Origin of the sequence: Sphingobacterium spiritivorum (genome assembly GCF_016724845.1) — a bacterium.
In the GTDB taxonomy this organism is placed as follows: Bacteria; Bacteroidota; Bacteroidia; order Sphingobacteriales; family Sphingobacteriaceae; genus Sphingobacterium; species Sphingobacterium spiritivorum_A.
Window position 1 is genome coordinate 3774102 of sequence record NZ_CP068082.1, and the last position, 13254, is coordinate 3787355.

Consider the following 13254-nt stretch of genomic DNA (forward strand, 5'->3'; position numbering starts at 1 on the left):
CGTAACTTTGGCCCATGCCAGAAAAAATTATTATTCTTGATTTTGGTTCACAGTATACACAGTTGATTGCCAGACGTGTGCGTGAACTAAGTGTGTATTGCGAAATCCATCCTTTTAATCATCTTCCAGAATTTGATGAAACAGTAAAAGGTGTTATTTTCTCCGGAAGTCCGTACTCGGTACGCCAGGAAGATGCACCACAAATAGATTTCAAATCTATTCAGGACCGTTTCCCGTTATTAGGAGTGTGTTACGGAGCACAATATATCGCACAGCAATCCGGAGGAGAGGTGTTGCCTTCGGAAATCAGAGAGTACGGACGTGCTAATTTACAATTTGTAGATGACGCTAATCCATTATTGGTAGGAGTACCGACCCAGTCCCAGGTCTGGATGTCACATGGAGATACGATCAAAGATGTTCCGGCAAACTTTAAAATTATTGCCAGTACGGATAAAGTAAGAGTAGCAGCCTATCAGGTAGAAGGTACACAGACTTTCGGGATACAGTTTCACCCCGAAGTAACGCACAGCACTGATGGTCAGGTATTGCTGAAAAACTTTGTTGTTGACATTTGCGGATGCGAACAGGACTGGACTGCAGATGCTTTTGTAGAAACTACAGTTGCAGATCTTAAAAAACAATTGGGTAATGACCATGTGATCCTGGCACTTTCAGGAGGTGTAGATTCTACCGTAGCAGGTGTGTTATTGCATCAGGCAATCGGTAAAAATCTTCATTGTATATTTGTAGATCACGGCTTGTTGCGTAAAGACGAATACGAGCAGGTGTTGGATTCGTATAAAAATATGGGGCTGAATATCAAGGGAATCAATGCTAAAGACTTGTTCTATGGCAGATTGGCTGGTATTTCAGAACCTGAACAAAAGAGAAAGATCATTGGTGCTTCATTTATAGATGTTTTTGATGAAGCGGCAAAAGAGATTCAAAAAGAATTGCCTGAAGGCGTAGAGGCTAAATGGTTGGGACAAGGTACAATCTATCCGGATATCATTGAATCTATATCGGTAAAAGGCCCTTCAGCGACGATCAAATCACATCATAATGTGGGTGGTCTTCCTGACTTTATGAAGTTAAAGGTTGTAGAACCATTGAAAACACTTTTCAAGGATGAGGTACGTAAAGTAGGAAAAACATTAAATGTAGATCCGGCTATTCTGGGAAGGCATCCTTTTCCGGGACCGGGACTGGCAATACGCATTCTGGGAGATATTACTCCGGATCGTGTACGTATCTTACAGGAGGCAGACGATATCTACATCCGCAATCTGAAAGAATCCGGATGGTACGATAAAGTATGGCAGGCAGGAACAATATTCCTTCCGGTGAAATCTGTAGGTGTAATGGGAGACGAGCGTACATATGAGCATGTGGTAAGTTTGCGTGCTGTAGGTTCACTGGACGGTATGACTGCAGACTGGATTCACTTGCCATATGATCTTCTGGCAAAAATTTCTAACGAAATCATTAATCATGTTAAAGGAATCAACAGAGTTGTATATGATATCAGTTCCAAACCGCCGGCAACGATTGAGTGGGAATAATTTACTGTTGTTAGCAGCACTTTTACTGGCTGTTACATCATGTTCTCCTAAGACTACCGGCGTGCTGCGTTCACCTGATTATAAAGGTGGAAATACAGGTGCTGCAACAGAGAAAAAGGATAAAGATAAGACTACAGTAAAAGAATTGTCACCGGCAGAGCAAAAGGCGGCAGCAAAAAGGGCTATGGTCAATCAGATAGCCCTGATTCTTCCTTTCCAGCTGACTTCTGTCAATACCAGTCTTTTATCTGAAAATGATGTCAAGCGTGCAGCATTGGCACTGGACTTTTATCAGGGATTTCAGACCGGATTAGATGATCTGGCAAAGCAAGGAACTAATTTCACCTTAAATGTGCTGGATTCCCGGGATGATGTGGTACGTACTACAGCGATTGCCAAATCCGATGATGTGCAGTACGCATCATTAATTGTAGGTCCTATTTATCCGAAAGAGATCAAAACTTTCGGTGCAAATTCTGTAAACAGGAAAATTCTGCAGGTATCGCCGCTGGCAGCTACTATGCCTACAGAATTTAACAATCCTAATCTTGTGTCACTTACTCCGCCGATACGCGTACATATGCGGGAGATGGCAAAAGAGATTATCAGGGAGTACAATACCGGAGATGTTGTCATTGTCTACAATACCGGAGATGCAGATCACAAACAGTTTCTTACAGGATTTGATACAGAAATAGCAGGAGCAAAGAAAAAGCTGGATGTACGTTCGGTGACAAGCATAGACCAACTGAATCAATCGCTGACGCAGACAGGCAAAAACATTATTGTCACAGGTACCACAAGTGCAGTGCAGCTTAGAGCATTATTAAGTAATCTGGATGCTAAAAGCCTGGAATCACCATATAGATTTGCCCTGTTCGGACATCCGACATGGGATAAATTTGATTTTAAGGCATTCAGTAATGTAGATGACTATTCGATTACGATCAGTTCTTCATTTGTACTTTCGTCGTATTCATCCGCCGTGCGTAAATTTAAGACCACATATAAGGATACTTATGGAGTAGAGCCATCAGAATATTCATTTAAAGGATATGATGCAGCTCAATACTTTGGAAGACTGATTGCCAAATATGGTAAAGATTACGCCGCACATGTAGAAAGTGAAGAATTTGACGGGTTGTCTAACTCCTTTAAATTTCAGTATAATGCTGCATGGGGGTATGTCAATAATGCTGTTGGTTTCTTAGTGTACCGTAATGGTGCATTTCAATCAAAATAATAACCCTAACTATTGGGTAAGCTAATGGAGGTCAACGAAAGACGTATAGGGCAGCAAATTCGCAATTTTGAACGTGCGCTGTCTTCATATCCGAATAAAGAACCGTTCTCAAGGTTTTTAACACAGTTTTTTAAAGATAACAAGCAGATGGGGTCATCCGACAGACGGATGACTTCCAGGCTTTGCTATAACTTTTTCAGGTTAGGTACAGCTGCAACCCAACTTTCGGTTACTGATCGGGTTGTGCTTGCTGAATTTCTGTGTGAGACAGAGAGTACAGTCGTCTCTTATTACAAACCTGACTGGACTTCACGATTAGGGGATCCTGTTTCCGATAAGATCGATTTTTTGGTCGGTCTGGATTTGATAAACCGCTCAGACCTCTTCCCATTACAACAACATTTATCAGCTCCTATTGATACAGAGTTATTCCTACAAAGTCAACTGGTGCAACCGGATCTGTTTATCCGATTGAAAAGAGGATCAGAAGCTAAAGTAAAACATATCCTTACAGAAGCAGAAGTTACATTTGAGAATATTCGTCCACATACATTAGCCTTACGTAATGGAACAAATCTGCAGCAGTTGAAAGGATTATCCGGACTTTATGAAGTACAGGATCTGTCTTCCCAAAAGACGATTGATCTGATAGAAGCAAAAGATGGTGAAAGCTGGTGGGATGCCTGTGCTGCATCGGGAGGGAAGGCTCTTCTGTTTCTGGATAAATATCCGTCAGTAAAATTACTGGTGTCTGATATCCGTATGAGTATACTCCGTAATCTGGATGAGCGTTTTGATTTCGCCGGAATCAAAAATTACCGTAAGAAAGTTATTGATCTGACACGTGATCCGTTAACAATACTGGATAAGGAATTGTTTGATGGTATAATTCTGGATGCGCCCTGTTCTGGTTCCGGTACATGGGGAAGAACGCCGGAGATGATATCGCAGTTTAAGGAATCCGCTATCGAAAATTTCTCAGTACTGCAGCGTCAGATTGCCAAGAATGTATTACGTCACCTTAAACCAGGTAAAACGCTTCTATATATTACCTGTTCTGTTTTTAAAGAAGAGAATGAGGACGTCGTAAACTTTATCAGTGAACATCTGGGCTGTGAGCTCGAGGAAATGGTCACATTGAAGGGGTACGAGCAGCAGGCCGACACCATGTTTGCGGCCCGGTTACGTAAAAAATAAGCTATTCTGCTTTTCCCGGGATTACCATTACCGGACATAACGATTTGCGGATAACGCCTTCAGAAACACTACCTGAGATAAAATGATCAAATCCTGTACGACCATTTGAGCCCATAATTATCAGGTCAGCAGCCCATTCCTGTGCTACTGAAAGAATTTCCTGTTTCACAGAACCCACCTTGTTGAACACAAAAACTTCATTCGCTTCTTCAAATTCACGGCTTATTCTTTCCAGAAATTCCTGCGCTGATTTTTCCTGTATCTCTGTAACTTCAGGTACAATAATGGGTTGTTGTCCCAGAAGCGGGTCTGCACCATAGCTTGCAGGGGTCGTGGGCGGTACTACTGTAACTAAGGCAATAGAAGTTTTTAATAATTTCGTTACTTCTTTAGCATACTCAATAGCTTTTAATGAGCAAGGACTATCGTCGATCGCTACAAGAACACGTTGGAATTTTGGATGTACTGTAGTCATAATATTTCACTTTAAAGGATTATCTTCGTAGGAATAAAACATATGAAATAAGCATTTTGTTTCATATCTATATAATTTGTTTTTTAGCAATGAACAGGCATTGATATATGGTAGTACGATAACCGTATTTTTAGAACTGTTCTACAGAATATTCATATTATGGCTTTTGGAATCTGTAATCTTTCTATTGTACCCTTGAGGGCAGAAGCTGCACATCGCAGTGAAATGGTATCACAATTATTGTTCGGAGAATGCTTTGAGGTTCTGGAAGAATCCGCAGACTGGGCATATATTAAAACTGAAAGCGATAATTATGAGGGATGGTTGCAGTTGGGGCAGTTTACATATGTCACAGCGGAGGAGTACAACTCCTGTCATTCATCAAAACGTCTGTTGGTAGGTCCATCAGGGGCTTATGCTGTTTCAGGCTTTGTACGCATACAATTAGTACATGGTACATATGTGTATCCCGGCCAGGATAATACGATGAAAGTCGGCAAGGTTGCCTATAACATTGAGGGCGATGTGTTTGCACCGGACACCGGTTCATTTGAAACAGAAATAGCTGTTGTATCCCGTGCCTACGAAGCTGTTCCGTATCTCTGGGGAGGACGTTCACGGGCCGGTATAGATTGTTCAGGATTCTCTCAATTGATTTACAGACATTTTAACCTAAAGTTGCCCAGAGATGCGTATCAACAGGCGGAACTGGGAACTACTGTAGATTTTCTTCCGGAAATAAAAGCCGGAGATCTCGCTTATTTTGATAATGCAGAAGGGCGAATTACCCATGTAGGTATTATGTTGGATAGTGAACGTATTATCCATGCCTCTGCAAAGATCAGAATAGACAGGATGGATTCGGAAGGAATTTTTAATAAAGACTGGAATAAATATACACATCGGTTACGTATTGTAAAACGATATATTTGATATTTTTATCATCAAAATCAGTGATAATTATAATTATCACTGATTTTGATGATAATGTATTAAAAAAAATAAATAATCGGGAGTTATACTAAAACTATATCATTTGACTGGAATGAATTTTAAAATTATAGTGCCTTTTCTTCTTACAGGTATTTGCTTATCAGCAGGATGCCAATCGAACAGCAATATCAAAAATATAAGTCAATCGGATACTGCTATTGCCTTAAAAGCAGACTCTATTGCTAGAAAAGATACCATCACAGTTGGGGTGGATGACTGTATCTTTGACAATGACATGGAAAGACTGACAAAAGATGCAGTGTCGGAATTTGATCCTGCTCTCAAAGGAGTCTGGGATACCACTACTCACCAGCTTACAGTCAATTTGCGTAATGGCGACCGTCTGCAACTGATGATTGGAGGCTGCAATCATTTTATTTATGATGCCTATCTGGAAACGGATATTCCATTTGAAAATACATCCGAATTGCTTCAAAAGATGGTCTGGATTACCTCTTCATTTTTTGGAAAAGGTTATGGAGAAGATTATCAGCGGATAGTGGATAAAAAGCAATATCAACTGAGCAGAACCGAAATAGATGACAATAAGGATACCGTGCAGTATTACGACATCACAGAACCATCTGCAGAGCCTGACAATATGATCAGAGAAGGCTTTTATCTATATGATAAAGGGCAAAAAGGTGCAGCAATACGTGTTTCGTTTTATATGAATTAAGGACTTTCTTACAAAAGTTTTGAGTATTTTTGAAGTATGGATAATCTGGATGATCAAATTTTAAGATTGAAAAAACAATTCAAACATTTAGGTCTGGATCAGAATATATCATTTCTCCTGACGGGCTTATATCTGTTTCCGCTACCTGAAAATAAAAGAGAGTACAGCATCAGCATGATTGATTCTCCGGCGATCTCTCTGGCCGTATCAGCGATCAACTGTTATACGAAAGATGATCTGGAAGGAGCGCATGGCTCTTATACTAAAGGGATTGAGGAGTTTGGAGAGCAACCCTTTTTTCATGCCTGCAGAAGTTTATTGAATTCGTTGATGGGAGATGATGAGGGCGCCTTTTACGATTATCAGGTCGCTAAAAAACTTGATTTCAATTATTATTCCTTTTTTGAATGGTTGGAACAGCGTGAATTTGAACACGAACATCTCGATAATAATGATCAGCTGGCAGAGCTGAATTTACTGGTCAAAAAGGAACCTTCAAAAGTTAATCATTTGATCAACAGAGCACTGGAGAAAGTGTATTCTTTCTCTTACTGGGGCGCTTTGGACGACTATACACTTGCTATTTCATTACAACCCGAGCTGGCCGAATTATATGTATACCGCGGAGCATTACAGACCCGGCTTTTGCGCTATGACGATGCTTTATTTGATTTTGACAAGGCAATTTTATTAGCACCGGATAATTTTCAGGCCTATATATATCGGGCTAAATTATTTGTTGCAATCGGAATGAGCGAACTGGCTCTGGAAGATTTCAGGTCTGCAGAAAATCTTCAGCAAAATAATGCTGTTGTATTTGAAGAACGTGCAACACTGTACGAAAAGACTGGAAATCTTCAATTGGCTAAACTGGATTATGACCGTTGGATCAGCCTTACCGAAGAGGATTTTTATCCCTATACACTACGGGCTGAACTACAAGAGAAAATGGAAGATTGGGTAGGAGCCTTGCAGGATTATGATCATGCTATACGTCTCAACCCATACTACTCTGATCTTTATCAGTACCGGGCATCAGTGAAAGAAAAACTGGGGGATGAAGAAGGAGCCCGTATAGACCTCAGGAAATTTGAAGAATTAGAACAAGAAGGTTAACCGGACTGCCAGTATAAAAAAAATCCTGCTTGTATTCTCAAGCAGGATTTTTTTTGCAATATGACTATGGATATTACAGTACATATTAAAATAATTCATTCTTTCGCGGGCTGCGGATATCCAGACCAAAAGTATCATTCAATTTTTTGATGAAATGATTTGCCAGCAGAGGAGACTCCACTTCAATATTCTGATGGATAAAGAAATACAATTTCTCTAATCCGGCTTCACGCCACTTTTTGATAACCTCTATCCACTCATCCAGTCTGCTGTAATCACTGCTGTGATTAGCGCCTACATACCGGATAAAAGCGGTAGGAGTCGTCATACGCATATGCAGCATATCTCTTCTGCCGGCAGTATCGACTAATACATTGGATACATGATATTGCTGTAAGGTCTTATATAGCTTCTCCCGTACTTCCGGATCCGAAAACCATTCTGCATTACGTACCTCAACAGCAAGAGGAATACCCTTCGGAAATTCACGAACAAAATCCTCCAGACGTTGAAAGTCTTTCGGTTTGAAATTATCAATCATCTGCAGAAAGACCATACCCAGTTTCTCTTCAAAGAGCGCAACAGCATCCGTAAAGGCTGTTACTTTCTCTCCGGTATTTAGCAATCTGCTGTAATGGCTGATGGATTGTGGAATTTTCGGGAAAAATTTAAAATCTGCAGGAGTTTTTTCTTTCCATGTCTCCACCTGTTCTTTGGAGGGAGAATTGTAAAAAGTAGCATTAAGCTCAATACTGTTGAATTGAGTAGAATAATAAGCCAATTCATCTTTTGTACCCCGTGGGTAGAAGCCTTTGAGATCTGTTTTATTCCATTTTGCACAGCCTACATATACTTCAAACGGTTTGCTGCTGTCTCCCTTAGTCAGTACTTCCAATGTTTCAGGAGGTGTAGGAGGAAGCGAAAAATCTATATCCTGAGGATTATTAACCTGACCAAATTTCATATGCTATACTGTTTTGTTATTAATCTTTTTATCAAATATCAGATGCGCTGCCAATGCTAATGCTGTGAAGAAAATCCCAACGGCCACTACACCAGTCCATTGTTGATATTTCCAGGCCTGTGCCGCCAGATAAGTACCTGTAGATCCGCCTATAAAATAGGTGACCATGTATACTGTATTCAGTCTGTTATTTGCTCCGAGATTGAGTGCAAAGTAACTGGACTGATTCATTATATGCATAGATTGCAGACCTAAATCTACCAAAATAATTCCAATGATCAATCCAATATATGTATAACCGCCAAAGTAAAACACAATCCAGCTTACCACCATCATGAGGATCGCATAAAGAATAATCTGGAAAGAAGTAAACCTGCCTGTAAACCTCCCGACAAAGGCTGCGCCCAAAGCTCCGGCGGCTCCGACGAGGCCAAATGAACCTACCACAGCCGGACCGTCGTGGAAAGGAGCACCTTCCATATGGAAAACAAGTGTAGTCCAGAAGGCGCTGAACCCCGCAAATCCCATTGCTCCTCTGAATGCAGCTAATCTCAACACAGGTTGCGTACGTGTCAACCGGACTAATGACTTCATCAGGTCTTTATAAGATCCGGTAAAAGATGGACTGTTTTCCGGAAGTTTAACTGCTATCAGTATGCCTAATACGACCATGCATCCTGCAGCAGCCCAATACATTTCTCTCCATCCGAAATAATCGCCAATAATTCCGCTGACCACCCTGGATAGTAAGATTCCGATCAGCAGACCGCTCATGACCATACCTATAGCCGAACTTCTTTTATCAGGGCTGGCCATTTCTGCTGCCATAGGTACAAAAATCTGGGGCACTACCGACGTAAAACCTACCATAAAACTCAACGGGAACAACCAGTCAACAGACCGGGTCGTGGCCATTCCGATGAGAGAGGCGATAATAAATATAAAATCAATCAGGATAAGTTTACGACGTCTGAACATATCACCTAAGGGGACAATAAATAGCAATCCGCAGGCATAACCAATCTGCGTCAGCATCGCAATATTGCTGATGCGGGCTTCCGATACATCAAAATCTTTGGCCATTAGTGCAAGTAAAGGTTGATTGTAATAATTATTCGCAACTACGAGACCACTTCCAATAGCCATTAACCAGAGTAGGGAAGGAGTAAGTTGGGGTTTTGTATTTATACTCATGTTTTTCTTTTTCAAATCTGTTTTTCTATTGCCGGATAGCAAGTCAGCAGATGCTGACGGTTGAGCGCATAAAATTACTATTTAAAATGTCCATTTAAAGTAAAGTTAGGATAAGAATAGCTGAAGTTTTAAGAATAAAAAAGAGAGCCTTCCTGACACAGGAAGGCTCTCATATATTTTCTAAGCGAAAGATGAGGAATTAGAATTTACCTGATACATGGTAAGTATTCTCTCCCATCAGCTTGATGTGTTGCTTTTTTGAGATTACATATGCCGAATCCACCGTATAAGTCAGATTTTCTTCCGTGCTGTACAAGATATTGTTTGTTATCTTTTCGATCTGAATGGCTCTTACTTCACCCTGATGATTTTCTCTGATAATAATCTTCTGAACGGAGACACCTGGTTGTAAAGCCGTATAGATAATATCACAATCTCTGTTTTCGACTTTATATAACCCTACATTCGCTCTCTTATTGATATCTGAAGAAGTAAATGCTGAAAGTTCATTTTCCCAATTCTTGATTTTTACGGATTTACTTTCCTCTTCACCATCTTTAGCAACCGTTTTGGATATAAGCGGATTCTCTTTTTGTAACCTTGCGGTCTCTGAGCGAAAAAAACTATCCAATGAAAAGTAGTACTGTTCACTTCCGCTATTTGTTTTAGAAGTAGGTTGACTGCAGCTTGTTAAGCATAAAGCACCACATCCCATCACCATCAGTACTTTATAGACAAGATTACTCATTTCTGCGCTGTACGATTAACTAACCAGTATATCACCTGACATTTCTACAGGAATCTCTACACCTAATATTTTCAATATCGTAGGAGCGATGTCTCCAAGTTTGCCATCCTTTACATGTTTGTAATCCTGATCAATCAGGATACAAGGAACCAGATTGGTGGTATGTGCTGTATTGACAGATCCATCCTCATTGATCATAAATTCCGAATTACCATGATCTGCTATTATAATAAAGGAATAGCCCAGTGTAAGTCCTTTTTCCACCACTTGTCTGGTACAGGAATCAACAGTCTCCACGGCTTTTACGACAGCCTCGAATACTCCGGTGTGACCGACCATATCCGGATTAGCAAAGTTGAGACAGATGAAATCAGGATGCTGCGTTTCCATATCATTTACAATAGCGTCTGCAATTCCCTGAGCACTCATTTCAGGTTGTAAATCATAGGTGGCTACCTTTGGAGAAGGAATCAACAGGCGGTGTTCACCGTTAAATTCTGTCTCACGACCTCCCGAGAAAAAGAAAGTAACGTGCGGGTATTTTTCTGTTTCGGCAATACGTGTTTGTGTTTTGTTATTTTTCTCCAGTACCTCTCCCAATGTTGCCGTAAGATTATCCTTCTGGAAAACTACTTTAACATTTTTGAATGTATCATCATACGAAGTCATCGTTACATAGTAAAGATCCAGCGCATGCATGTTATATTCCGGAAAGTCCTTTTGCGTAAGGGCAATAGTGATTTCGCGACCACGGTCTGTTCTGAAATTATAGCAGATTACGACATCACCTGGCTTGATCACAGCTTTTGGAGTTCCGTCAGCATTGGTGATGACGATAGGTTTTACAAACTCATCTGTTACCTGATTGTCATAGGACTGCTGAATAGCTTCAATAATATTATGGGTAGCTGTACCTGTACCGTTGACCAGCAGATCATACGTTTCTTTGACACGTTCCCATCTGTTATCTCTGTCCATTGCATAATAACGACCTATAGCAGATGCCAGAGTACCTGCAGAATGAGTTAAATAATCCTGAAGATCTTTTACATAACCTATTCCTGAATTAGGATCTGTATCACGTCCGTCTAAAAAGGCATGTATAAAAACCTGGTCACTGGTCAATCCTGCGTGTTGAGCTGCATCACATAACCCTTTCAGATGTTTGGTGTGTGCATGTACTCCTCCGTCAGATAATAGACCTATAAAATGTACATTTTTACCATTCTCTTTAGCATATTTAAATGCATCCTGTATTACAGCATGGGTATTAAACACACCTTCACGAACAGCCTTATGTATACGGCCTAGTTCCTGATAAACCACACGTCCTGCACCCAGGTTCATGTGTCCTACTTCAGAATTACCCATCTGTCCTTCCGGTAGTCCTACAGCCTCTCCTGAAGCTTCTAATTTGGCATTAGGATAAGTCTTTAATAAATAATCTAAATATGGGGTGTTAGCGGCAATTACCGCATTTGAATCATCTTGTTTGCCATATCCCAGTCCGTCCAGGATTAATAGCGCTACTTTTTTTGTACTCACATACAAATATAACTTATTATATGTCTTTTTTTTAATGTAATTCATGTTTTTTGAATTTGAAATGTTAATATTGGCGATCTTAAAATTAATGGCATACTTTTGGTGCAAAACAAACTGAGAAAAGTGTCTTTGGGTTAAATTGATATTTAATTACTTAATTATTAATATTTTTCTGTTAAATATAAGCGTGTAATGAAGAAATGGATTATAATGGCGACGGTCGTTCTTTCATTCCTGAGCAGTTTTGCCAGAGGATGGGGGCAGGATATTGCGGAGAACATTTTAAGTAGTCTCCGGGCCGGTAATTCCAAGGATCTGGCCAAGAATTTTGCCAGTACAGTAAGCGTTGCCGTGAAACAGGAAGATGGTGTATATTCCAAATTTCAGGCAGAGTTAATATTAAATGAGTTCTTCAGACAAAATAAACCATCTTCTGCACGCATCATGCAAAAAATGAACTCCAATTCCTCAAATGCATACTACGTATTTTCGTTAAAGACACAACGGGAACAATACCGTGTCTTCACCAAATTAATCGAAAATAACGATGTTCTGTACATATCAGAGATCAGGTTTGAGCCTGTTCTTGTAAAATAGATTTGTTTATTTCTTTTAGAATTTAATTTATTTCCTCATCTTCGTGCTACCTTATCGTGCGTTATTATAATATGGATAAAGAATTTGTCGAAAAATTAGCTGTTTTTGTTAGGGAATCCTTACAGGAGGATGTTGGCGATGGAGATCATACTACTTTATCAACTATACCTGCGGGACAGCAGGGAGAAGCTAAATTACTGGTTAAGGAAGATGGAATTCTGGCCGGTGTGGAAGTTGCCCGCAAACTCCTTGAGATAGCAGACCCTGCATTAAAAATCAAAACATTATTAACGGACGGCACTGCTGTAAAGGTAGGAGATATCGCGTTCTATCTGGAAGGAGACATACATAGTATTCTTAAAATTGAGCGTCTGGTGCTGAATGTCATGCAGCGTATGAGTGGTATCGCTACCCGTACGCATGAATATGTCTCGGTACTGGAAGGGACGAAAACGAAAGTTCTGGACACCCGTAAAACGACTCCTTTGCTGCGTTTTCTTGAAAAAGAGGCGGTGAAGATCGGAGGTGGTGTAAATCATCGCTTCGGATTGTACGATATGATTCTGATCAAGGATAATCATGTCGACTATGCAGGAGGTATTACCAAAGCGCTTACCTCTGCTGAAAATTATCGTCAGCAATTAGGAAAAAAAATACAAATAGAAATCGAAGTACGCAATCTTAAGGAACTGGATGAGGTATTGGCATTCGGATCTGTTGATCGTGTAATGTTAGATAATTTTACACCACAGCAAGTAAAAGAAGCCGTAGATATTATTGAAGGAAGACTGGTTACAGAAGCGTCAGGTGGAATTACTATAGATACCATACGTGCATATGCTGAAGCAGGAGTTGATTATATTTCTGTAGGAGCTTTGACCCATTCTGTGAAAAGTCTTGACCTCAGTCTTAAAGCTAAACTTATTTAATTATATTAG

At 40.2% G+C, this 13254-nt stretch carries 13 protein-coding genes; 8 read left to right on the forward strand and 5 right to left on the reverse strand.

Translation table 11 applies throughout. From position 1 onward, the window contains the following. Nucleotides 1-14 precede the first annotated feature (14 nt). Genes guaA through I6J03_RS16110 form a run of 3 tightly spaced genes read left to right on the forward strand, consistent with a single transcriptional unit; the run spans nt 15 to nt 4005 of the window. Entirely contained in the window at nt 15-1565 is a 1551-nt protein-coding gene (gene guaA / locus I6J03_RS16100; RefSeq protein ID WP_003001489.1) for a glutamine-hydrolyzing GMP synthase, read from the forward strand. Beyond that, the gene (locus I6J03_RS16105; protein WP_232279631.1) at nt 1522-2808 is read left to right on the forward strand and encodes an ABC transporter substrate-binding protein; all 1287 of its coding nucleotides are present in this window, start codon (nt 1522-1524) and stop codon (nt 2806-2808) included. Before guaA ends, I6J03_RS16105 begins: the two co-directional genes overlap by 44 nt. Before the next feature lie 24 nt (nt 2809-2832). Beyond that, the gene (locus tag I6J03_RS16110) at nt 2833-4005 is read left to right on the forward strand and encodes an RsmB/NOP family class I SAM-dependent RNA methyltransferase (protein WP_003004244.1); all 1173 of its coding nucleotides are present in this window, start codon (nt 2833-2835) and stop codon (nt 4003-4005) included. Between the two features lies 1 nt (nt 4006). Here I6J03_RS16110 and I6J03_RS16115 read toward each other — a convergent pair whose 3' ends face one another. Beyond that, complete coding sequence (locus I6J03_RS16115; protein ID WP_003001483.1) at nt 4007-4480, reverse strand: universal stress protein; 474 nt, start codon at nt 4478-4480, stop codon at nt 4007-4009. Nucleotides 4481-4639: 159 nt separating this feature from the next. Here I6J03_RS16115 and I6J03_RS16120 point away from each other — a divergent pair, with 159 nt between their 5' ends. The 3 genes from I6J03_RS16120 to I6J03_RS16130 all read left to right on the forward strand — a co-directional run bounded on the left by I6J03_RS16120 (nt 4640) and on the right by I6J03_RS16130 (nt 7268). Next, entirely contained in the window at nt 4640-5413 is a 774-nt protein-coding gene (locus tag I6J03_RS16120; protein ID WP_003004241.1) for a C40 family peptidase, read from the forward strand. 112 nt (nt 5414-5525) lie between these two features. Then, the gene (locus tag I6J03_RS16125) at nt 5526-6152 is read left to right on the forward strand and encodes a hypothetical protein (protein ID WP_003004237.1); all 627 of its coding nucleotides are present in this window, start codon (nt 5526-5528) and stop codon (nt 6150-6152) included. Nucleotides 6153-6188: 36 nt separating this feature from the next. Next, nucleotides 6189-7268: a tetratricopeptide repeat protein gene (locus tag I6J03_RS16130; RefSeq protein WP_003004235.1), complete on the forward strand. Its 1080-nt coding sequence runs from the start codon at nt 6189-6191 to the stop codon at nt 7266-7268. A gap of 85 nt (nt 7269-7353) precedes the next feature. On the opposite strand, the gene I6J03_RS16135 is transcribed toward I6J03_RS16130, so the two are convergent. The 4 genes from I6J03_RS16135 to gpmI all read right to left on the reverse strand — a co-directional run bounded on the left by I6J03_RS16135 (nt 7354) and on the right by gpmI (nt 11764). Next, nucleotides 7354-8232, reverse strand: coding sequence for a DUF72 domain-containing protein (locus tag I6J03_RS16135; protein WP_003004232.1), 879 nt, complete (start codon nt 8230-8232; stop codon nt 7354-7356). 3 nt (nt 8233-8235) lie between these two features. Beyond that, nucleotides 8236-9426, reverse strand: a complete 1191-nt coding sequence (locus I6J03_RS16140; protein WP_003004229.1) for an MFS transporter — start codon at nt 9424-9426, stop codon at nt 8236-8238. Between the two features lie 199 nt (nt 9427-9625). Continuing rightward, nucleotides 9626-10174, reverse strand: coding sequence for a hypothetical protein (locus I6J03_RS16145; protein ID WP_003004227.1), 549 nt, complete (start codon nt 10172-10174; stop codon nt 9626-9628). A gap of 15 nt (nt 10175-10189) precedes the next feature. Continuing rightward, complete coding sequence (gpmI, locus tag I6J03_RS16150) at nt 10190-11764, reverse strand: 2,3-bisphosphoglycerate-independent phosphoglycerate mutase (protein WP_003004225.1); 1575 nt, start codon at nt 11762-11764, stop codon at nt 10190-10192. Between the two features lie 147 nt (nt 11765-11911). On the opposite strand from gpmI, the gene I6J03_RS16155 reads away from it, so the two are divergent. Both I6J03_RS16155 and nadC read left to right on the forward strand, forming a co-directional pair. After that, the gene (locus I6J03_RS16155) at nt 11912-12316 is read left to right on the forward strand and encodes a DUF4783 domain-containing protein (RefSeq protein WP_003004223.1); all 405 of its coding nucleotides are present in this window, start codon (nt 11912-11914) and stop codon (nt 12314-12316) included. A 71-nt stretch (nt 12317-12387) separates the two neighbouring features. After that, a complete protein-coding gene (nadC, locus tag I6J03_RS16160; protein ID WP_003004221.1) occupies nt 12388-13245 on the forward strand; it encodes a carboxylating nicotinate-nucleotide diphosphorylase in 858 nt (285 codons plus the stop codon). The last annotated feature ends 9 nt before the right edge of the window (nt 13246-13254 follow it).